The following is a 22095-nucleotide window of genomic DNA, read 5'->3' as shown; positions in this document are numbered from 1 at the left end:
ACGGCGTCAGATCCGGATGTGCAGCACGTCCACGTCAGGCACGGGAGGTCCGATGATGAACCATCTGCTCGCAGGAGTGATCATCGAGGTGGTCGGGACGGCGGTCATCCTCGTCCTGACCACCCTGGTGCGCCGCTGGCTCGGCGTGCCGGCCGGCCAGCGGGCCTGACCCGGCCGGGCAGCGGGCGGCACGCCGCCTCGCCCCCGCCGGCCATCCCGGATCCGGCAGGTCAACCCCGCCCCGGCGGCGTGGCGGGACTCTGGTACCTCGCCGCCCGCCAGGCCGCGAGGGTGGCCGCGGCGGCGGCGCCCAGCGCGATGCTCCAGCCGACCGGCCCGACCGGGCGGGACCCGAACAGCGCGCTGAGTACCGGCGTCTGCACCAGCATGGCTAGCACGACCACGCTGGCGATCGCCGTCGTGATGACCAGCGGATCCCGGCCCGCAAGGGTCAGGGTCTGGCCCAGCTGGGCGCCGACGAGCGCGAGCAACGCGACGGTCGAGGCGCGCCGCCGGGTGCCGGTCAGCCGGGCGAGCAGCCACGCGGCGCTCGCTCCGCCCGCCGTCGCCCCGCCGCGGATCAGCAGGATGCGTCGCAGCGGGCCGGTGAGCCAGTCGGTCGCCGTCACCCCGCCGCGGCGGACGCTCCCCGGCCCGGCACGGCCCGTCCCGGTGTGCTCCCGCTCGGCCGCCCCGCCCGACCGGGCGGTCTCGGCGCCGGCGCGGGCTGCGGGATGCCCGCCGTCCGGTGCACGCCCCCGGACGGCCAGCGCCATCGCCGGGGCCATGTCGGTCAACAGGTTGACAAGCAGCAGCTGGCGCGGATTCAACGGCGCCGTCCCCCCGAGCGCCGTGCCGAGGACGGTGAACGCGACCTCCCCGGCGTTGCCGCCGACCAGTACCGACACCGCGTCGGTCACCGCCTGCCACATGCTCGCGCCCTCCTCGAGGGCGTCGACCAGGCGGGTGACGTCGGCGTCGGTGAGCAGGAGGTCGGCGGCGCCGGTGGCCGCGGCCGACCCGTGGCCCCGGACGGCGACGCCGACGTCGGCGGCACGGATGGCGGCGGCGTCGTTCGTGCCGTCCCCGGTCATGGCCACGACGTGGCCGCGCCGGCGCAACGCGAGGACGAGGCGCACCTTCTGCTCCGGGGAGATGCGCGCGAACACCGTCGCCTTTTCGACCCGGCGCGCGTACTCCTCGTCACCGAGCGCCGCGAGCTCCGCGCCGGTGACGATGTGATCGGCCCGCGGGACGCCGACCTCGGCGGCGATCGCCCCGGCGGTCACCGGATGGTCCCCGGTCACGACGAGCACTCGGATCCCGGCCTCGACCAGCCGGCGCACGGCCGGGGCCGCCGACGGCCGGGGCGTGTCGGCCAGGCCGAGGAAGCCGACGAGCTCCAGCCTGCGGAGCTGGTCCTCCCCGAGCGGGCTGCCCGGGCCCGGTCGCGGGTGCGCACCCGCGGGCCGTGGCCGGTCTGGCGTGCGGTCCGCGCGGGCGACGGCGAGAACTCGTAGCCCGCGCCGGGCCAGGTCCTCGGCGACCATCGCCGCCTCCCGCCGCCGGGCGGACCCCAGCCGGCAGCGGTCGAGCAGCACCTCCGGGGCGCCCTTGACGGCGAGCGTCACCGTCCCGTCCGGGCCACGCAGCAGCGTGGCCGCATATCCTCGCGCGGTCTCGAACGGCGTCTCCGCCAGGCGTTCACCGGGCGGGATGAGGCCGCGGGCGGCATCGAGCACCGCCCGGTCGGTGGCATGCGGCACCGGCCCACCCGGCCCCCGGACTGGCCGCGGCCGCGGTCCGGTGGACCGCCGCCGCGGCCGGGTCCGTTCCGGCGACCCGCCGCCACCGGGCGGCGCGCCCGCCCGCGGCGCTGCTCGCCCCCCGGGGTGCGACGGCCGCGCGGACCACGACGTCGCGCAGCACCAGCCGCCCCTCGGTCAGGGTGCCGGTCTTGTCGAAGCACACGGTGTCGACCCGGCCGAGGGCCTCGACGGTGCGGGAGGAGCGGACGAGCACGCCGAGCCGGGCCAGGCGGCGCGCCGACGCCATCTGTGCGACCGTCGCGACCAGCGGAAGCCCCTCGGGGACCGCGGCCACCGCCACGGCCACCCCGGCGTTGACGGCGGCCCGCAGCGACGTGCCGCGCAGCCAGGACAGGCCGGCCACGGCGATCCCGCTGACCGCGGTGAGCGGCAGCGCCAGCCGGGTGAGGTCGACGAGCCGGGCCTGCACACCCTGCGGCGGGCCGTGGCCGACCGCGGCCTGCCCTGCCCGCCCGGCCTCGGTCGCCGCGCCGACGGCGACCACCACCGCCCGACCGGACCCGGCGAGCACGGTCGTCCCCTCGTAGAGCATGTTGCGCCGCTCGGCGAGCGCGGCGCCCGGCGTCGGGGCGATGTCCTTGATGACCGGCACCGACTCCCCGGTCAGGGAGGACTCGTCGACCTCCAGGGACTCGGCGTGGACCAGCCGGGCGTCCGCGGGCACCACGTCGGCGGCACGTACGTCGACGAGGTCGCCCACGCGCAGATCGCCGGCGTCGACCAGCCGGGTGCCGTCGGTCGTCACCACCCGGGCGAGCGGGGTGTGCCGGGCCACCAGCCGGCGCATCACCGCCTCGGCCCTGGCCCGCTGCGCCCCGCTGACCACGGCGTTGGCCACCGACACGCCGGCCACGAGCGCGGCGTCGACCGTCGACCCGAGCACCGCGCTCGCGGCGGCCCCGACGAACAGGACCGGGATCAGCGGATCGCGCAGGTCCGAGAGCACGGCGACGGTGAGCCCCCGTCCGGCGGAGACCATCGAGCCGAGGGCCCGTCCGCGCGTCGGGGAGTCGTTCTCCCCGCCCGGCGGCGGGCGTTCCGACGGCGGGCCTGCCGGCGGCGGGCGTTCCGACGGCGGGGTTTCCCGTGGGGTCGCACGCGTGGTCCGCTCGGGTGGGGCCAGCCGCGTGGAGTCAGGTTCGGCGGTGGCGCCGGCCAGGCCCGCCGGGTCCCGCGGGACGGCGGCCAGTCTGCGTCGCACGGTGTCCGCCGGCAGGGCATGCCAGTCGGTGTGCCACGCGGGCGCGGGGGGGCTTCGCCGGTCGGCGTGGCTCGCGGTGAGCGCGCCGAGGGCCATCGCGCCGAGCGAGGCGGCGTTGACCGGACCGCCGCGCGCGAGCGCCGCGGGCCGGATCAGCGCCGGCCAGCCCTGGCCCGAATCGGCGTCCGGGCGTCCCAGCCCGGCGATGGTGGTCAGGACGGCCAGGGCCGACGCGCAGTGGGCGAGCGTCACCGACCGGCTGCTGACCGACGCGGCGACCGGCGGGAGCTGCAGGATCCGCCAGGCATCGGCCAGCCCGTCCGCGCAGATCAGATCGGCGGACCAGGGCGGGCGGGCACCGGGGGTGTCCACGCCGATTCCCACGTCCGCCCGAAACAGCGCGTCGGCGTCCCCGGCGGCGACCGCCGGCGCCCCCGGTCGCGCGCCCCCGCCCACGACGGCGACCACCCGCCCGGCCGCCTGCAGGCGCCAGACCTCGGCGTCCGGGTCCGTGCCCGCGGGCAGCACGGTGTCGACGAGCGTGGCGAGCTCGGCCGTGCTGGCGTGGGCGGTGAGCACGACGGTGCCGCACGCCCGGGCGGCACGCAGGAGTGCCTCGGCGAGCCCGTCGAGTTCGGCGCCGACGACGGCACGCGCCCGGCGGCGGCCGGCGCGAAGCTCCACGGGTAGCCCGGCCGGGTGCAGCGCCGATCGCGGCCCGTCAGCGTGCACCGCCACCACCCGTGCGGACCCCTCGCGCGCGACGACGTCGCCCGGATGGAACACCCGTCGGGGATCCACCTCGTCGAGCAGTCGGTCCGCCCGTGACCAGGTGGCCGCGTCCGCGGCGGCCAACACCCGCGTCCGCTCCCCGAGCAGGACCGAGGCGCAGACGACGACGGCGTCTATCCGATCGAGCCGGCGCAGGCAGCGGGCGTCGAGGGTCACCACGTCCCGAGCGGACAGCCGGCGGGCCGCCGTGGCCGCGAAGACCTCCCGGCCCAGCCGGGCAGCTCGCGGCACGGTCGCCAGCACCAGCTCGCCGCCGACCCGCGGGGAGCCGGTCGCGAGCAGGCCGGCCGCGCCGACGGCGAGCCCGACGGTGGCCATCCGATCGGCGCACCGCTCGATCGGGCCGGCGGGAAGAGGGCGGGGCCTGTGCTCACGCGCGCGTGCGCCGATCTCGCCGGGTAGTCGGGACGGGCCAGGCAAGCCGTCGGGCGGCTGCCCTGGCGCCGACGAATCCGCGGCACTCGGCAGCTGCGCGGCACTGTCCGGGGCGACCAACGGTGCGGTGTCCGGCGAGGCCGGCCGTGCAGAGTCCGGGGTGACCGGCTCGGATGGGACCGGAGGCGAGGCGGGAGCCTGGTCCGCCCGGGCGGTGCGGCGCAGGAGGTCGGGCTGGCGGCGGAGGAACACCGCCCGTTCGGCGAGCAGCTCGCCGGCGGCCGCCGCCCGGTGGGCCACGTCGACGATGAGGACGTCCGGGCTCTGGGTCAGGGCACCCGCACCGGCGCCGGCCAGGCCGATCATCAGATCGGCGCCATGCTGGCCGAGGCGGCGTTCCACCGCCCGCCGGACCCACGGCTGGTGATCCACGAGTGCCACCACCGCTCCCGCGGCGCGGGGCAGGGCCGGCACCCGGCAGACGCGGGCCGCCACGGCGACGCCGAGCGCCGCGGTGTCCACACCGAGACCGATCATCGTGGCGACCACCGGCCCCGGATCCCCCGGGTGCGCGGCTTGCGCAGGCACCGCCGCCCGCCCGCCACCGTCCCGAGCACCGGCACCGGCACCGGCACCGGCGACGTCAGCCGCAGCACCTACCTCGGCGCCGGCTCGGGCGCGCCCTGCGTCCGGGCCCGGCTCGCTCGTGCCTTGGCGCAGGGCTGTCTCCACCGCGGCGACGGCGTCGACCAGCTCCGCCACCCCGACGCGATCGGAGTCGAAGCTGACGAGGACCCGTCCGATGCCCTCATCGACCTGCGCCCAGTCGACGCCGCCCAGTCGGTGCAGCGCGGCAACGACCGCGTGGTGCAGGCGCCGCCGGCGGGCGTCCGCGACGGCCGGATCCGGTTCGGTGTCGTCGGGCCACGGCGGATGAATCTCGATGTGCGCGTCGCCGTCCCGGCTCCACACGCGCCGCGGTCGCCGCTGCGGCCGGGTCAGCTCGGCGCTCAGCGTCCGGACGAGCATCGCCGCCGCGGACCTGGCCGCGGCCGGGCCGGGCAGTCTCACGTGCGGGGGCTATCCCCGGGACCGAGGCCGAGCGGCGCCACCACCGCCATATCCGTTGTGACCACGGCCCTCGTGATCACGCCCGTGGTGACCATTCCCGGTGTGACCGTTGCCGCCGGGCAGCCCGCCGAGGCCGTGCTCGGAATGCCGGAACCGCCGCCACAGCCCGCGCGGGCCGAGGCTGGTGGGCAGCTCCGCGCTGATCTCGACCTCGGCCTCCCGCTCCCGGGGAGCAGCGGCCCGCGGTCCCACGGCATGCCCGGCCACGTAGGTGCCGGCCGCGATGGCCAGCGCAACCGGCCATTCGATCAGCTCGACCACCGCGAGCGTACCCAGCCCCAGGTAGTAGGCGGTGCGACCCGGGGTGGGCAGGCTCAGCGGCCCCAACCGGATCTGGCCGCCGGGCGCGGGCGGCGGGGAGACCTCGAAGTGGGCGGTGACGAAGGGCAGGCGCAGCGTGGCCGTTCGCACCTCCGTCGGAGTGCCCGCGCGACGGTGCGTCTCAGCTGCGCCCCCCGCGGGGACGGAGGTCACCCGAACGGCGGTGGAGGCCGTCACCCGACTGCCGCCCCCCTTCCGGGCGGTGGTGCGTCCGCTTACCGCACGGCCCGACGTCGTGGCCGCCGCCCGGCCCGGCGCTGGCCGGGTCGTGGTGGCCCGCGACGTCCCGGTACGGGCCGCAGCGGCGGCCCGGCTGCTCGTGGATCGGGTCGAGGTGCTCCGGCTGCCCGCCGCCGACCTGCCGGCGGGGCTCGTTGGGGCGGCTCCTGCCCGCACGGTGGTCGAGCGGGTGCCGGCGGCCCGCCCCGTGGTCCCGGTGGTTGTCCTGGCCGAGGCCGCTTCCGCCGGCGTCGCCGCGGCGGACGAACGCGCGGACGACGGGCGGGCGGAGGCAGCCCGGGTTGTGCTCGCCCGGGTGGAGCTGACGCGCGCGGAGGTGGACCGCGACCCGGCCGCCCCCGTGGCGGTGGACCTGCTCGACGCCGGCCTCGCCGTGGTGGCCGAGCCCGCGGCGCCGGACGCGGCGGCGGTCTTCGCGCTCGCCGACCTCGCCTCTCCCGCCTTCCCAGCCTCTCCCGCCTTCCCGGCCTCTCCCTCCTTCCCGGTGGCGGCCTTCGCGGTGCTGGTCCTCGCGGTGCTGGCCTTCGCCGCGGTGGACCTTTCGCTGCCGGCCTTGCCGGTGCTGGCCCTGGCGGTGCCAGCCCTCTCGGTGGTCGTCCCGGACTCGCTGGACCCGGACTCGCTGGACCCGGACTCGCTGGACCCGGAGCCGGTGGACCCGGAGCCGCTGGACCCGGAGCCGCTGGACCCGGAGCCGCTGGACCCGGAGCCGCTGGACCCGGAGCCGGTGGACCCGGAGCCGGTGGTGCCGGGGGACGTGCTGGCGGAGCTGGCCTGCGGCGCGGGCGTCTCCTCGGGCACAGGCGCGGATGCCGTGCCCGGCTGCGAGCTCCCATCACCCGGCGGGGTGCCGCCCCCGGCAGGTGATCCTGAGGGCGGCACGGCGGTCGGGCTGGCCGAGGCCCCGGCGATGGTGCTCTCGCGCGTACCAGCACTGCTCGGCTCGGCGCCGTTCCTGGAGCTCGTGCTTGCCATGGAGCGCTTCCTCCCCGTCAACCGGCCAGCCGATGACTCCCCAGAGTCATCGGACCGCTTCGATGGGTGCACAGCCTCGCAGCTTCGGCGCCAGAGCGCTACCGCTCGCCGCAATGATGTGACTACTTTTCGTTGCGGCGCGAGCGGGTCGATCGTCACCGCGAGTTACGGCCATCCGGCCGTCAGAACGCCTCGAAACCGGTCGCAAGCAGCCCGAGCGCCTCGTCGAGGATCGCGACCAGGTCCGCGCCCTCCTCCCGCAGCCACTGCTCGTACGCGGTGACCGCGACCCCGAGATGTGCCGCCGCGACCGCCTGCGGTGTCAGGGCGTCCGCCGGTTGACCGACCCGGCGGGCGACGAACTCGGCGATGACCTCGCGCCAACTTGCGTAGCGCAGCGTCGAGTGCGCCTGCAGGGCAGGGGTACGCAGGATGAGCGTCATCCGGCGGCGCAGCCAGGCGCCCTCCGCGGGCGGATAGGTGTTGAAGTCGAGAATCGCCCGGCGCAGCACGGCAAGCATCGGTTCGCCCGCTCCCGCGGCCGCCAGCGACGCGCGCATGACCTCGAGCTGGCCGTCGAAGTCCCCCCAGGGGACATCGTTCTTGGAGGCGAAGTAGCGGAAGAAGGTGCGCCGCCCGATCCCGGCCGCCCGGGCGATGTCGTCGACGGTGGTCTCCTCGAACCCCCGCTCGGCGAAGATCTGCAGGGCGAGGTGCTCGAGCTCCGCCGCGCTGGTGGCGGGCCGGCGGCCGGTGCGCCGACTGTCGGCACCCATGGTCACAACGGGGGGGACCACTCGCCCCTCACCTCACTTCACTTTCGGCACCGAGTGCCACTAATGTCCGAGGCGGCGGGCGACGCCCGGACGGCCCGCGTCGTCGACACGCCGGTCCTGCTGCCCCCGGGCCGTCCCCCACGGCGACCCACCATCACCGTAGAGGAGATCGATGCGGCCCGGGGAACCGGCGGGCGCACCGCCCGTCCGAGCGGTGGTCACAGCCACCCGACTGAGTCAGCCGATCGTCCTGCGCGCCGGGCGGCGCGCGCCCTCCCGGGTCCTGTTCGGGCCGCACGAGACCAACCTGAGCCGCGGGCGGGCGCTGTCCGAACGGCACGTCGCCTACTACGGGCGGCGGGCGGCGGGCGGCGCCGGTGTCATCGTCACCGAGACCGCCTCGGTCACCCCCGACGACTGGCCCTACGAACGGGCCCCGCTGGCCGCCGACTGCGGGCCCGGCTGGGCGGCTCTGGCCCGGGCGGTCCGCCCGCACGGGACCGTGCTGCTGGCCGGCCTGGGCCATGCGGGCGGGCAGGGGTCGAGCGCATGGTCCCAACAGCCGCTGTGGGCACCCTCCGCGGTGGCCGATGTGGTGAGCCGGGAGGTCCCTGCCGAACTGGACCAGAGCGGAATCGCAGGCATCATCGCGGGTTTCGCGGCCGGGGCCGAACGGGCGGTGGCGGCCGGGCTCGACGGAGTCGAGATCGACGCCGGGGTGTTCTCCCTGCTGCGGCAGTTCCACTCGGGGCTGACGAACCGGCGCGCCGACGGCTATGGCCGGGACCGGCTCCGCCTGACCCGCGAGGTCCTCGCGGCGGTCCGCGCGGCCATCGGCGGCGCGCGGATTCTCGGCCTTCGGCTGTGCTGCGACGAGCTGGCGCCCTGGGCGGGCATCACCCCGCAGCTGGCGGCCGGGCAGGTCGCCGCGCTCGCCGGGCTCGCCGACCTGCTCGTCGTCGTTCGCGGCGGCCCGTTCGCGACGGGCGCCTACCGGCCGGACGCGGCCACCCCGCCCGCCTTCAACACCGACCTCGCCCGCCAGATGCGGCACGCCGCCGCCGGCCGGGTGCCCGTCGTCCTGCAGGGCAGTGTGGTGGACGTTGCCGACGCCGAGCATGCCCTCGACGCCGCGGCCGCCGACGTCGTGGAGATGACCCGCGCCCTCATCGCGGAGCCGGACCTGGTGGCCCTGGCCCGCGCGGGTCAGGGCCACCGCGTGCGTCCCTGCGTGCTGTGCAACCAGGCATGCCAGGTCCGGGATGTCCGCAACCCGGTGGTGAGCTGCATCGGCGAACCCGGCAGCGGCCACGAGACCGTCGAACCCCAACCAGGCGGGCGCGCCCCGACCCCGGTGGATGTCCTCGTCGTCGGTGGTGGCCCGGCCGGGCTGGAGGCCGCGCGCGTGCTGGCCACCCGCGGACACCGGGTCCGGCTGGCCGAGCGCACGGCCCGCCTCGGCGGGACGCTGCGGATCGCGGCCCGGGGGGCCGGGCGCGACCGGCTGGCCCGGCTGGCCGACTGGTGGGTGGCCGAGTGCCACCGGCTCGGCGTTCGGATCTGCCTGAACACCGACATCGGCACCGAGGAGATCGACCGGCACCGGGCGACCGGCCGCGCCGTGCTGCTCGCCACCGGCTCGGTCCCGGCGCCGCTCCCCGAACGGACGGACCTGCCCACCCCCAACGCCACAGCGACGATCGACGTCCTCGACGTCCTCGACGTGGTCGACGTCCTGGCGGCGGGGCCGGCGATCCTCCCCCCGGGGCCGGTGGTGGTTCATGACCCGATCGGGGGACCCGTGGGGGTGGCGACCGCGCAGTGGCTGGCCGCGCTCGGCCGCCCGGTCACGATCGTCACGCCCGACCCGGTGGTGGGCGCCCGCCTGGCCGCCGGCGACCTCGCGCCCGCGAGCGTGCGACTGGCCCGCGCCGGGGTCCGCCGGCGGGTGCGCTCCCGGGTGCGCGAGATCGGTCGGGACGGGCTCGTCCTGGAGGACGTGTGGACCGCCGAGCGGCAGATCCTCGCCTGCGCCGCCGTCATCGACTGCGGTCCCCGGCTGCCGCGGGACACGCTGCACACGCGCCGCCCGGGCCTGCCCCGGGCGGGGGACGCGATCGCGCCGCGGACCGTCCTCGAGGCCGTCCTGGAAGGCCGTCGCCGAGCGCTGGAGATCGGCGCCGGCCAGTGCGACGCCCCCCGGGCGGGCCATCGCGTCCCCGGACCGGGCCAGGGCCGACCCGCCGCGACGGCGGATGCCCCGGGCGGGCCGCGGGAGGCCGGGCCCGCCGGTCCGGGCGACGCGGCGACGAGCGAACATCCGGGGCTGTTCACACCGCGGCAGATCGGGCCGCTGACGGTCCGCAACCGGATCGTGTTCTGCGCGCACCTGACGAACTACGCCGACGAGGGCCTGCCGAACGCGCGCCACGCCGCCTACTACGCCGCTCGGGCGGCCGGCGGAACGGGGATGGTCATCACGGAGGAGCTCGCCACCCATCCCGGTGACCGCCCCTACGAGAAGATGATCCGCGGTTTCGATCCGGCGGTCATCCCCGGCCTGCGGCGTATCGCCGACGCGGTCCACGCGCACGGGGTACCGGTCCTCGCCCAGCTCAACCACAACGGCGGGCAGTCTGCCTCGACGTACACCAGGCTGCCCGTGTGGGCGCCGAGCGCGATCCCGGACCCGATGTTCCGCGAGGTGCCCAAGGCGCTGGAGGAATCCGAGATCTCCGAGGTGGTAGCCGGCTTCGCCCGCGCGGCCGCGCACGCCGCGGCGGGCGGCTTCGACGGCGTCGAGGTGCAGTGTTCGCACAGCTCCCTCATCCGCGGGTTCCTGGCGCCGGTGACGAACCGGCGCACCGACCGCTACGGCGGCCCGCTCGCGAACCGGGCCCGGCTGCTGCTGGAGATCATCGACGCGGTGCGCAGGGCGATCGGGCCCGGCCGGGTCCTGGGGGTGCGGCTGTGCGGCGACGACGGGGTCGAGGGGGGCGTCACCCTCGACGAGGCGGTCGCCGTCGCGACGATGGTCGACGCCACCGGCGCGGTCGACTACCTCAACACGGCGATCGGCGTCGCCACCTCGACGCTGCCCCTGATCGTGCCGAGCATGCAGGTCCGCCCGGGCTACGCGGCGCACATCGCGGCGGCGATCCGGGCGGCGGTCGGCCTGCCGGTCGTCGCCGTCGGCAGGTTCACCGACCCGGCGCAGGCCGAGCGGGTCCTGGCCGCCGGTCAGGCCGATCTCGTCGGGGTGGTCCGCGGCCAGATCGCCGACCCCGCCTTCGCCACGGGGGCCCGTGCGGGCGGCCGCGGCGAAGGCGGCACCTGCGTGGCATGCAACCAGGAGTGCGTGGGCCGGACGGGCCGCAACCGCTGGCTGGGCTGCCTGGTCAACCCGCGGGCGGGCCGGGAGGCGGTGGCGGTGGCACCGCCGCGCCGGCGCGGGCGGCGGGTGTACGTCGTCGGGGGCGGCCCGGGTGGTCTGCGGGCCGCCGTCACCGCGGCCGGGCGCGGCCACCGCGTCACCGTGGTCGAGCGTTCCGACCGGCTCGGCGGGCAGGTGCGGCTCGCCGCGGCGCTGCCGGGCCGGGGCGGGCTGCGTGCGCTGGTCGACGACCTCGCCACCCGGCTGGGCGGGCTCGGCGTCGAGGTGCTGCTGGGCACCGTCGCCGACAGCGACCTGCTGCGCACCGCCGCCCCCGACGCCGTCGTCCTCGCCACCGGTGCCCGGCCGGCCCGGCCCGACTGGGCGGGTGACGAGCCACGGATCGTCGACGTGCGGGAGGTTCTGACCGGCGCGGCCCGCCCGCACGGGCGGGTGCTCGTGGTGGACGGCACCGGCTTCCACCAGGCCCCCTCGGTGGCGGAGCTGCTCGCCGCCCGCGGCGCCGACGTGACGGTGATCAGCGACGCGATGGTCGTCGGCCAGGACCTCGGCCTCACCCTGGACCTGGAGCGGTGGAACCGGCGGGCGGCCGCCCTGGGCATCCGGCAGGCCGGTGACCTCGTCGTGACGGGCATCGCCGCCGCCCACCCGGTTCCCGGACCATCCGGACCATCTGGTCCCCACGGGGACTCCGTGCGCGCCGACGGGCTGACAGTGAGCGTGACGCACCATCCCACCGGGGCGGTGCGACGCCACACCGTGGACTGGGTGGTCCACACCGAACCCCCCCGGGCGGAGGACACCCTGTGGTCCGCGCTGCGCGAGGATGCCTCGTTCGAGCTACACCGGGTCGGTGACTGTCTGGCTCCGCGCCGCGCGCACGCCGCGATCCTCGAGGGCGACCGGGTGGGTGTCCTGCTCTGACGCGCCCCGCGGCGGCGAGGCGCGACGCTACCGGTCCGCCCGCGCGGGCGGCTCGGCCCGCACGGGCGGCTTGGCCCGCGACGGTGCCGGTTCACCCCGGCGGCGGGCCAGACACCATCGGCTGCCCGAGTGCAGGCCGCGCAGCGCCCGGCGGATCGCCGGGACCTGGGTGGCACGGTGCACCTGGTAGCGCCACGGCGGCTGGCGGCCGTGGCGACCCGCCATCGCGTAGGCGAACGACACCGCGTCCCGGTCGAGGTACCGGTCCGCCTGCTCGAACCAGGCCATGCTGGTCCGCGCCGCCGCCTGCACCGGGTGCAGGGCCATCCGGCCCCGGGCGTCGAACGACCGTAGTGCGGCGGTCAGATCGTCGTTGTTGTCGTAGAGGATCTGCGCGAGCATGACCGCGTCGACGATCGCCAACGCCGTCCCGGACCCCAGGGTGAAATGGGTCGTGTGGGCGGCGTCGCCGAGCAGCACGACGTTGTCGTGGTACCAGCGCTGATTGGTGATCTCGGTGAAGCGCTGCCAGCGCGCGGTCCGGCCGCGGCACTGGCTGATGAGCGCATGGCCGTCCAACGGCTCAGCGAAGATCTTCTCCAGCTCCCGCAGCGTGTCCTCGTCGCCGCGCTCGTCGAAGCCGAGCCCCTCCCAGGTCCGCCGGGTGCACTCCACGATGCACGTGCTCAGGCCCGCGCTGGACGGGTAGGCGTGGCACCAGATCCAACCCGCCGGCGTCCGTTCGAAGGCGAAGGCGAAGCTGTCGAAGAACCTGTCCGTACCCAGCCAGATGTAGGGGTTGCTCCCGGTCGTGACGCTGGTCCCGAACAGGTCCCCGCCCGCCTGGCGCACTCGGCTGTTCGCACCGTCGGACGCCACGATCAGGTCGGCGTCGGCGAACGGACCCAGATCGTCGATCTCGTGGCGGTACTCGACCCTGACCCCGAGCGCGATGGCGCGCCGCGCGAGGATGTCGAGCAGCGCCGCCCGCTGCATGCTGAAGCCGTATCCGGCGAGATAGGCCGCCCCCGCCCCCTCGACGCTGATGCGCTGCTCCTGCCAGAGGGTGGACTGCGCCCGGATGTCGCGCGCGCTGGCGGGATCGTTGCGGAAGAAGACGTCCAACAGGTTGTCCCAGTAGACGACCCCCCAGCCGTAGGTGGCTCCCGGCGGGTCACGTTCGATCACCGTGACCTCGTGGGCGGGATCGCGCAGCTTCGTCGAGATCGCGAAGTAGAACCCGGCCGGTCCGCCGCCGACGCAGACGATCCGCATGTCGGTCCCCCTGATCCCATCCCGCTGGTCCTCCGCGGCTCGGCCGTGGCCGGCGGTGGCACGGCTGGAACGAAGAAGTGGCGACGGCCGAACGGATCGCCGGCTCGTCGCCACCCCGCTCCTATGGAAGATCACCGATGGTGGGCGTCGTGATGGTCGGTTGTCGCACCGCTGGACTGTCGGCCGCGGGGCTGGTCGGCCGTCGGACTGTCAGGCGCGTGGAGCACCGGCTGCGGACTACCAGCCCCAGCCGCCGCCCCAGCTGCTCCAACCACTGCCACCCCAGCCGCCCCAGCGGCTCCAACCACCGCCACCCCAGCCGCCCCAGCGGCTCCAACCCCGGCCGCCCCAACCGCCCCAGCCCCAACCGCTGAAGCCCGCGAAGAAGCCGACGAAGCCGGTAGCCTGCTGGAACGTTCCCTGGGACTGAAGCGCCGGCGCCTCATATGTAGCCTTCATGCCGACTTCCCCCGTCTGCGCTCGATTACCTGTCTCGGCAGCCCGGCCTTCGTGTCCATGCTCCGGCCGGCTAGGCGGCCTGCGACCGAGCAACTCCATTCTGCTTCCACGAGGTCCATCCACGGTTCATCGACGGTTCGTTGCACCCGGTCGCAACGTCGCCGAACGTGATCGGCCGGCCGAGTTCCAGCTGGGTCCGGCCGAGCCCCGCCCGGACGTCAGGGCGTCCGGGCGCGTTATCATCGAGAAGCTCACCATCTGAGAGATCCTGTCCAGATGTTGGGACGCCCCGCCGAGGGGACGTCCCCGTGAGGGGATGTTCCGTCGGTGTCCCCCGACGCGCCGAGACGGTCGGCCCGGCGTCGGGGACCTCGATGCCCCGCCCGCCGCCGCGACCCGGCCGGCGGACGGGGCATCGGCCCGCCACGGCCCGGTCCCACCGCACCCGGCCGCGGGCCGCACCCGGCCGGATGCCCGCGGCGCGGAAGCGGCCGCGCCTGCGACCCATCCGCAGCCCCACGCAGCCCCACGCACCACCAGTCCGCAGCGCCCCACCCATCCGCAGCACCCCCGTCCGCAGCGCCCCACCCATCCGCAGCGCCCCACCCATCCGCAGCACCCCCGTCCGCAGATCGGAGTCGACAAGCCGCCATGACGACCGCCTCCGCCCCACCCGCGCTCGCCGCCCGCGCCCGGTCGGTGCGCACCTCCCCGGTGCGCGAGATCCTCGCCCTGACCGCCCGCCCGGAGGTGATCTCCTTCGCCGGCGGCCTGCCGGCCCCCGAGCTGATCGACGCCGCCGGCATCCGGCGCGCCTACGACCGGGTGCTCACCGACGAGCCCCGGCGTGTGCTGCAGTACTCCACCACCGAGGGGGACCCGCAGCTGCGGGCGGCGGTCGCCGCGCGCCTGGGCCGGCGTGGTCTGCCGACCCGACCCGATGACCTGCTGGTCACCACCGGCTCCCAGCAGGCCCTGACGTTGCTCGCCGCCGCGCTGCTCGAGCCGGGGGACGCCGTCGTCGTGGAGGATCCGACCTACCTCGCCGTGCTGCAGTGCTTCGGCTTCGCCGGGGCGCGGGTGATCGCCGCCCCCACCGACGACCAGGGGATCCTCCCCGACCGGCTGGCCGACCTCGTCGCCCGGGAACGCCCCCGGCTGCTCTACCTGGTGCCCACCTTCCAGAACCCCACCGGCCGCACCATGTCCGCGGACCGCCGCCGCGCCGTCGCCGAGGTCGCCGCCCGCCAGGGCCTGTGGATCGTCGAGGACGACCCCTACGGCGAGCTGCGCTACGAGGGGACGGCGCAGCCGTGGATCGCCTCGTACCCGGACGCGGCCGATCGCACGGTGCTGCTCGGCAGCTTCTCCAAGACCATGGCCCCGGGCATGCGGCTGGGCTGGCTGCGCGCGCCGGCGGCGCTGCGCCGCGCCTGCGTCATCGCCAAGCAGGCCGCGGACCTGCACACGTCGACCGTCGACCAGGCCGCGGCCGCCCGTTACCTGGCCGAGGCCGACCCCGACGTCCACATCGCCGGGATGTGCGCGGTGTACCGGGAACGGCGCGACGCGATGCTCGCCGGGCTCGCCGGGGCGTTGCCGGCCGGCAGCTCCTGGAACCGGCCCGAGGGTGGCATGTTCGTCTGGGCCCGGCTGCCCGCCGGCCACGACGCCACCGCCCTGCTGCCCGCCGCGGTCGCCCACGACGTGGCCTACGTCCCCGGCGCCCCGTTCTTCGCCGGCACGCCGGACCCGGCATCGCTGCGCCTGTCGTTCACCACGCACGCGCCGGCGCGCATCGCCGAGGGGATGGCCCGCCTCGCCCGCGCCCTCGGCGGCCCGGCCGCGGCGGGGTGAGGAGGGCGGGCAGCCGAGCGGGCGCGCGCCGACGGCCGGGCTCAGGCACGGATCTCCAGGGTGGCGCACTTGATCCCGCCACCGCGTCGGCCTCGCTCACCAGCCCGCACGCCGCAGGCCCCTGCCCGTCCAGCCTCCCCACCTGACCCACATCCGGGTATAAGCGGGCAACGTGCACAAGGAAGCTCACGGTGTCGGATGGGTCGGGAGCAGGCGCCGCGGGCGGGACGGCGCACCGCGACCGGGCGGGAGAAGGAGGTACCGGGCGGGAGAAGTAGGTTCGTCCGCAGTGGTCGCCGACGCGCGCGGCCGCACGGACGCCGCGCCACGCGTGGCGCCGGGGCACGCGGACCCCCGTCCGGTCCCCCCTCGGTCATGAAAGGCAGGACACGACAGCGATGTCGACCTCCCGACCCGAACCGTCCGCCCCCAGCGCCCCCAGCGCACCCAGCCCATCCGGGCCGCTCGATCCCGCCGCGCGGCCGGCGCCGGGCGGGGCGGGCCGGTTCCGCGACGCACCCGCCCCGCCCCGCGGCGACTGCGGGTCGTCCGGGTCACCCCGCTGGCCGATGACATGGTCACCGTGACCCTGGGTGGCCCCGCACTGGCCGGCTTCGTCCTGCCCCGGCCCGCGCATCACATCAAGATCTTCCTTCCGGTCGGCGGGCAGCTGGAGCCGGCCGTCCCGGCCTGGGGACCAGACGGGCGGCCGGTCTTCCCCGCGGGGGAGCCCCGCCCGGTGGTACGGACCTACACTCCGCGCCGGTTCGACCCCGACGCCGGTGAGCTGGACATCGAGATGCTGCTGCACGCGGGGGGCCCGGCCGGGCGGTGGGCGGCCGGCACCCGGCCCGGGGACCATCTCGCCATCGCCGGGCCGGGGGGTGGGTACGAGGTCCCCGCCGGGGCGACCCATCACCTGCTCGCCGCCGACGAGACCGGCCTGCCGGCGCTGGCGACGATCCTCGAACGGCTACCCGCGGCGGTTCCCGTCACGGTGCTGGCGGAGGTCCGCGACGCCGGGCGTCGCCGCGATCTGCCAGTCGGCGCGGGGACCCCGGTCACCTGGCTGCACCGCGGTACCCGGGTCGCCGGGGCGCTGCTCGCCGAGTCCGTCGCCGCGGCCGCCCTGCCGGCGGGCACGGCCGCCTGGGTCGCCTGCGAGGCGACGGCGGTGCGCCGGATCCGCCGGCAGCTGCTCGGCGCAGGGCTGGACCGCGCCCATGTCTCGACCCGCGGCTACTGGCGGCTGGGAGCGGCGGACCATCCCGACCACGACTTCGGGGAGGGGGAGGCCGCCGAGGTCGCCCGGGACGGCGAGGGTCGCCGGGACCGGCTGCGCCGCACGCTCGGGCCCCTCAAGCGACGCGCGCAGGACGCCGCCCGGGAGGTGCGGGCCACGGTGCGCGACCGCGGCGACGAGCGGACGCGATGACCACAGCCGACGCCCCGAGCGGCGGCGCCCCACCAGCGAGGCCCCGAGCGGTGCGGCCCGAGTCCCGGCGCCGGCGCCGGCTGGCGACGCCGCGTGCGGCACCGAGACGGAGCCGCCGGTGCTGCGCTGCGCGGGCGTCGCCCTGGTGCGCGAGGACCGGGAGCTGCTCGCCGACGTCGATCTGACGGTCCGTCCCGGCGAGCACTGGGCCCTGCTCGGCGCGAACGGGGCGGGCAAGAGCTCGCTGCTCGGCCTGTGCGGCGCGGTGCACCACCCCACCCGCGGCAGCGTGGACGTCCTCGGGCACCGGCTGGGCCGGGTCGACGTCCGGGTGCTGCGGGGCTGGCTCGGGCACCTGGAGGATCTGCCGGTCACGACGACCCATGCCATGCTGCTGCGCGGCGGGCGAGCGCTGGCGACCGGACGGGCGGATGACGTGCTGACCACCGAGCTGGTCAGCGCCTGCTTCGACCATCCGATCTCGGTCCGCCGCGAGGACGGCCGGTGGTCGGCCCGCGCGCCGCGCCGCACGGGGTGACCACAAGGTTCGACCTCACTTACCCGCGGCCACTCGGGAACCTTTCGCGGAATCCGACAGTTTGACCGGAGCCCCACCGGGGATACAACCCGCGATCATCCCGGCGAACAGGAAAGCGGCGCACCCCGGCACCGCCGCCGGCCACGGCAACATAGCGGAGGTTCCCGTGATCTGGTTCATCCTCACCATGATTCTGCTTGGGCTCGTCGCGGGCGCCGTCGCCCGACTGCTGGTTCCCGGTCGCGACGCGATGAGCATTCCGGCGACGATTGTCCTGGGCCTTGTCGGCTCCTTCATCGGTGGTTTCCTCGGCTACCTCCTGTTCGGCCACGACTTCGACGAGGGCGCGTTCCAGCCCTCCGGGCTGATTGGTTCCATCATCGGCGCGATCATCGCGCTGCTGATCTACCGGGCCGTGCACGGCCGTCGGCCGGTGCACCACTGACCTCCGCCGAGCCTGAGCCCCGGCGTCCCCGCCCACCAGCGGCGTCGCCCCGGGTACGGGATCTGCTCCCGCGGGCCGACCGGGCAACCCCCGGTCGGCCCGCGGTCGTGTGCGGGACGGGCGCGGTCGGCGACCTCGTGGCGGCGCGGCCGTCGCCGACATTGCGTGGGTGCCGTCGATCCCGCCCGGACAGACCACCGCTCGAAAGGCCGCGCCGCCACGAAATCGGGTTTCTTCGCACTGGCGAAGGGCTCGCCGTGCGCCCGCCGCCCGGAATCCGGGCGGCGGCGACGCGTTTCCGACCGATCCCGGTTTTTCGGCACCGCTGGAACCCCACGCGCGGGCCGCACCCAGGCGTCGCCCAGCCGACGAACCGGGACACGCCCGGGCCGCAGTCCAGAAAGCCGTCAGCATACGATCGACCTCTGGGTCACAGCTCCGCCGCCACCACGGAACTGTCCGTGTCGGGAGCAAAGGGCGCTGCGCCACGACGAACGTGCGGGACCGTGGCAGGCTGACGGCACGGGCCGGCAGCGCCCCAGCCGGGCCGCGGACGGTGGCGGAGAGGGACCTATGGCGGAGGACGGCGCGACGCTGCCCGACGGAGGACACCGCGAGGACCGATCGGATTCGCCGGCGGACCGCCCTAGCCGCGGCCCGGCCGAGCCCGGCCGATGGCTCGAACCCACCGAACCCACCCGGGCTCGCTTCACCGGTTCACCCCGGCCCGGCGACGGCGGCGACGACAGCCGCGAGGGCGTGGCGGGCGCCGGCGCGGTGCCGGTCCCCCGGACGATCTCCTCCCCCCGACGTGGCCCGGCGCCCGGCGTACCTCGCGACCCGCTGCGGCTGCCCCGCCGGATCGGGCCACCGCCCGGTGCCACCCCACCGCTGCTGGAGGCGCCGAGCGTGCCCGTGGGGTTGCGGGAGTGTGCCGGGTGCGGCGCGCCGGTGGCCCGACCGGGCCAGTCGGGAACGGTCGCGCTCGATGGCACCTGCGGGATGTGCGGGCACCGTTACTCGTTCACCGTGAAGCTGCGCCCCGGCGAACGGGTCGGCCGGTACACCGTGCATGGCGTGATCGCCCACGGCGGCCTCGGCTGGGTGTATGCGGCCACCGACGACAATCTCGGCGGCGACGACGTGCAGGCCTGGGTGGTGCTCAAGGGCCTGCTCGACGCGGCCAACCCCGAGGCCCGGCGGATCGCGGAGGGCGAGCGGCGCATCCTCACCACGGTGTCCCACCCGGCGATCGTGAAGATCCTCGACTACGTCGCCCACGCGGGCGAGGACTACATCGTGATGGAGTACGTGCCCGGGATCTCCCTGACCGGGCTGACCGACACCGGGCCGCCCGGTCCGGACGGGCGACCCGACCCACCAGCCCCCGCGGACGTGCTGCGCTACCTGCTGCGGGTGCTGCCCGCGCTGGGCCACCTGCACCGCATGGGCCTGGTCTACTGCGACTTCAAACCGGACAACGTGATGGTCACCGCGTCCGGGGTGAAGCTCATCGACCTCGGCGGGGCCCGCCGCCTCGACGACCTGGTCTCCGGCTATCTGTCGACACCGGGCTACCGCGCACCGGAGCTCGACGACGACGGGGAACGCCCCGGCGGCATCGAACGCGCCGCGCCGTCGGTGACGACGGACATCTTCGCCGTCGCCCGTACCCTGGCCCGGCTCGTCCTGGGCCGCTTCCCGGGGTTCGTCGACGCCTACCGGCACGTGCTGCCCCCGCGACGCGCCCACCTCCCGCTGCGGGAGTTCGAGTCGCTGGACCGGCTGCTGCGCCGGGCCACCGCGACCGACCCGCAGCGGCGCTTCCAGAGCGTCACCGAACTGGCCGACGAGCTGGTCGGCGTGCTCTACGAGATCGTCGCCCGGACGGAGGGGCCGGTCCCGCCGCTGGCGAGCCGGTGGTTCGATGCCGCCGGGCATCCGACCGGGGAGGCTGGCCCGGCCGGGCCCCCGGCCGCCTGGGAGGTGCTGCCGGACCTGCGGGTCGACCAGGACGACCCGTGCGCGCCGGCGCTGACCGCCGGGCCGGACGAGGACCCGACGGCGCTCGCCGCCCGGCTGGCCGCGATCGTCCCGGTGACCACGGAGGTGCACCTGTCGCTGGCCCGGGCGAGGATCCGCGCCGGGCAGCTCGGCGAGGCGGCCCGCACCCTGGACACCGCGGCCGCGGCGGCCCCTCGGGAGTGGCGCATCGACTGGTACCGGGGGCTGGCCGCCCTGGTCGCGCGGCGGCCGGGTCTGGCCGCGGCGGCCTTCGACCGGGTGTACTCGCAGGTGCCGGGGGAACTCGCCCCCCGCCTCGCCCTCGCGACTGCCCTCGCGGACGTGGCGACCACAGCGGGCTCGGCGCGGGAGCGCGAGGCGGCGCGGGAGCGCGCGGCCGAGCTGTTCGACGTCGTCGGCGCCATCGACCCCGGCGTCACCAGCGCCGCGTTCGGGCTGGCGCGGTGCCGCACCGACCCGACCGACAAGATCGCTGCCTACCAGCGGGTGCCACGCTCCTCCTCCGCCTACACGGCGTCACGCGTACGGATGATCGGCGTCCTGGTCGCCCGCGTCCTTCGGACGGACTCCCCGGCGGCCGGGTCCGCGGCGCTGCTACGGGCTGCGGCGTTGCTGGCCGATCCCCTGCTCGACCTGGGTGAACGACGCCGCGCCGAGCTGCGCCGCGACATCTTCACCGCGGCCCTGGAGCTGGTCGCCGCGGGCCACCCGCCGCCCGACGGGCCGCGGCCGCCGACCCTGCTCGGCCGGGCCATGACCGAACGGGAGCTGCGGTTCGGGCTGGCCGAGACCTACCGGGAGATGGCCCGGCTGGCCCCCGACCGGGCCGGCCGGGTCCGGCTGATCGACCGGGCGAACCGCGCCCGGCCCCGCACGCTGATCTGACCGGCCATGCACGCCTAAACGGTCCAGCACGCCGACCGGTCCAGCACGCCGACCGGTCCAGCACGCCGACCGGTCCAGCACGCCGACCGGTCCAGCACGCCGACCGGTCCGGCCACCCGGCCCGGGGCGCGCCGGGCTCAGGAGGTGAAGGCGTCGGCCAGCGGCGGCCGGCCGAGAACGCGCAGTCCGGGCCGCAGCCACTCGTCGTACAGCCGCGACCAGGTGCCGTCGAGCATGATCTGCCGCAGCACGCCGTTGACGAACGCCACGAACCCGTCGTCACCCGCGGTGTCCCCGGTGATCGGCATCGCGATGCCGTAGGGCTCGTCGAGTCGCCCGCCGGCCGCGAACGCCGCCCCGAACGCCTGCGGGCCGAGCACCGTCGTGTACGGGTCCTGGGCGGCGAGCCCGGCGAGCAGGACGTCGTCGCCGACGATCCCGTCGACGTCGCCGTGTTGGAGGGCGACCAGGCAGTCGGCGATGCGGGAGCGGGTCACCGGTCGCGGCGTGGGCGCCGGCAGCTGCGCGAGCTTCTCGCTGGCCGTGCTGCCCGCCGAGGTGCACACCGGCCGGCCGGCGAGGTCCGCGATGGCGGTGAACCCCGCCTCCTGGCGGACCAGCAACCGCAGGGTGGATTCGTAGTAGACGCTGGAGAAGCGCACCTGCCGCTTGCGTTCGCAGGTGATGGTCATCGTGGCGACGAGCATGTCGACCATGTTGGAGCGCAGCAGGTCCTCCCGTTCCGACGTGGTGACCGCCCGGAACTGGATGTGGTCGTCGACGTCGCCCGGTCCGAAGATCGCCGCGGCGACGGCGCGGGCGATGCCGACGTCGAACCCCTCCAGCCGCAGGGTGCGCCAGTTCATCAGCCCCGCCGGCGGCGCGTCGGTGACGATGCCGACCCGCAGGTAGCCCCGGTCGTGGGCGATCATGCGCATCCGGCTGCCGGCCGGCATGCGGCCCGGCGCCGGCATCGGGTCCAGCGGCGGCTGCGTCGAGCGCACCGGCCGGCCGTCCTGGCGGCAGGTGCCGTCCGGATTGACCGCCCCGGCCGGCGCCGGCGTCGGCTCGGCCTGCGGCGCCGGGGAACGCGGCAGCGGGCCGGCCTCGAGCGGTAGTGGGCTGCGCGCCGTGCTGCAGCCCGCACCGCCCAGCAGGGCCAGGCAGCAGGCGAGCCCCGCGGCGACCAGCCGGCCGGGGCGGCGCAGGCGGGCGGGG

General features: G+C 76.3%; 14 protein-coding genes and 1 pseudogene. 8 read left to right on the top strand and 7 right to left on the bottom strand.

Annotated features, from left to right (window positions below; all coding sequences use genetic code 11):
- Positions 1–230: 230 nt before the first annotated feature.
- From FRAQA3DRAFT_RS36590 to FRAQA3DRAFT_RS03015, 3 genes are read right to left on the bottom strand one after another with little or no spacing between them, the layout of a single operon-like run.
- Complete coding sequence (locus FRAQA3DRAFT_RS36590) at positions 231–1766, bottom strand: cation-translocating P-type ATPase (RefSeq protein ID WP_051054124.1); 1536 nt, start codon at positions 1764–1766, stop codon at positions 231–233.
- On the bottom strand, positions 1705–5268 hold the full coding sequence (locus FRAQA3DRAFT_RS38195) for an HAD-IC family P-type ATPase (protein ID WP_051054122.1): 3564 nt from the start codon (positions 5266–5268) through the stop codon (positions 1705–1707). Before FRAQA3DRAFT_RS38195 ends, FRAQA3DRAFT_RS36590 begins: the two co-directional genes overlap by 62 nt.
- A gap of 9 nt (positions 5269–5277) precedes the next feature.
- Positions 5278–5739: a hypothetical protein gene (locus FRAQA3DRAFT_RS03015; protein ID WP_009737591.1), complete on the bottom strand. Its 462-nt coding sequence runs from the start codon at positions 5737–5739 to the stop codon at positions 5278–5280.
- A 73-nt stretch (positions 5740–5812) separates the two neighbouring features.
- Here FRAQA3DRAFT_RS03015 and FRAQA3DRAFT_RS03010 point away from each other — a divergent pair, with 73 nt between their 5' ends.
- Positions 5813–7147 (top strand): hypothetical protein, encoded by a 1335-nt coding sequence (locus FRAQA3DRAFT_RS03010; RefSeq protein WP_009737590.1) that lies wholly within the window; start codon positions 5813–5815, stop codon positions 7145–7147.
- Here FRAQA3DRAFT_RS03010 and mftR read toward each other — a convergent pair.
- Positions 7047–7640: a mycofactocin system transcriptional regulator gene (gene mftR / locus FRAQA3DRAFT_RS03005; RefSeq protein WP_035920526.1), complete on the bottom strand. Its 594-nt coding sequence runs from the start codon at positions 7638–7640 to the stop codon at positions 7047–7049. The genes FRAQA3DRAFT_RS03010 and mftR overlap by 101 nt on opposite strands.
- Positions 7641–7812: 172 nt before the next feature.
- Here mftR and FRAQA3DRAFT_RS38375 point away from each other — a divergent pair.
- Positions 7813–9747 (top strand): annotated as a pseudogene (locus tag FRAQA3DRAFT_RS38375) (mycofactocin system FadH/OYE family oxidoreductase 1); the annotation flags it as partial.
- A 219-nt stretch (positions 9748–9966) separates the two neighbouring features.
- The gene (locus tag FRAQA3DRAFT_RS38370) at positions 9967–11958 is read left to right on the top strand and encodes a mycofactocin system FadH/OYE family oxidoreductase 2 (protein ID WP_035922048.1); all 1992 of its coding nucleotides are present in this window, start codon (positions 9967–9969) and stop codon (positions 11956–11958) included.
- A gap of 27 nt (positions 11959–11985) precedes the next feature.
- On the opposite strand, the gene FRAQA3DRAFT_RS02990 is transcribed toward FRAQA3DRAFT_RS38370, so the two are convergent.
- Complete coding sequence (locus tag FRAQA3DRAFT_RS02990; RefSeq protein ID WP_009737587.1) at positions 11986–13233, bottom strand: FAD-dependent monooxygenase; 1248 nt, start codon at positions 13231–13233, stop codon at positions 11986–11988.
- A 237-nt stretch (positions 13234–13470) separates the two neighbouring features.
- Positions 13471–13692: a hypothetical protein gene (locus tag FRAQA3DRAFT_RS34470; protein WP_009737586.1), complete on the bottom strand. Its 222-nt coding sequence runs from the start codon at positions 13690–13692 to the stop codon at positions 13471–13473.
- A 651-nt stretch (positions 13693–14343) separates the two neighbouring features.
- Between FRAQA3DRAFT_RS34470 and FRAQA3DRAFT_RS02985 the strand changes: the two genes are divergently transcribed.
- The 5 genes from FRAQA3DRAFT_RS02985 (at position 14344) to FRAQA3DRAFT_RS02965 (ending at position 20877) form a co-directional block, all read left to right on the top strand.
- Complete coding sequence (locus FRAQA3DRAFT_RS02985; protein ID WP_009737585.1) at positions 14344–15549, top strand: PLP-dependent aminotransferase family protein; 1206 nt, start codon at positions 14344–14346, stop codon at positions 15547–15549.
- Positions 15550–16123: 574 nt separating this feature from the next.
- On the top strand, positions 16124–16984 hold the full coding sequence (locus tag FRAQA3DRAFT_RS02980) for a siderophore-interacting protein (protein WP_157467040.1): 861 nt from the start codon (positions 16124–16126) through the stop codon (positions 16982–16984).
- Between the two features lie 118 nt (positions 16985–17102).
- A complete protein-coding gene (locus FRAQA3DRAFT_RS02975; RefSeq protein ID WP_009737583.1) occupies positions 17103–17522 on the top strand; it encodes an ATP-binding cassette domain-containing protein in 420 nt (139 codons plus the stop codon).
- 187 nt (positions 17523–17709) lie between these two features.
- Positions 17710–17967: a GlsB/YeaQ/YmgE family stress response membrane protein gene (locus tag FRAQA3DRAFT_RS02970; protein WP_035922045.1), complete on the top strand. Its 258-nt coding sequence runs from the start codon at positions 17710–17712 to the stop codon at positions 17965–17967.
- A gap of 573 nt (positions 17968–18540) precedes the next feature.
- The gene (locus FRAQA3DRAFT_RS02965) at positions 18541–20877 is read left to right on the top strand and encodes a serine/threonine-protein kinase (protein ID WP_009737581.1); all 2337 of its coding nucleotides are present in this window, start codon (positions 18541–18543) and stop codon (positions 20875–20877) included.
- A 137-nt stretch (positions 20878–21014) separates the two neighbouring features.
- Here the strand turns inward: FRAQA3DRAFT_RS02965 and FRAQA3DRAFT_RS02960 are convergent.
- A partial coding sequence (locus FRAQA3DRAFT_RS02960) for a glutamate ABC transporter substrate-binding protein (RefSeq protein ID WP_009737580.1) occupies positions 21015–22095 on the bottom strand: 1081 nt, incomplete at its 5' end.

The organism is Frankia sp. QA3, from assembly GCF_000262465.1.
GTDB lineage: Bacteria > Actinomycetota > Actinomycetes > Frankiales > Frankiaceae > Frankia.
This window is presented reverse-complemented; position numbering and strand designations above follow the sequence as displayed.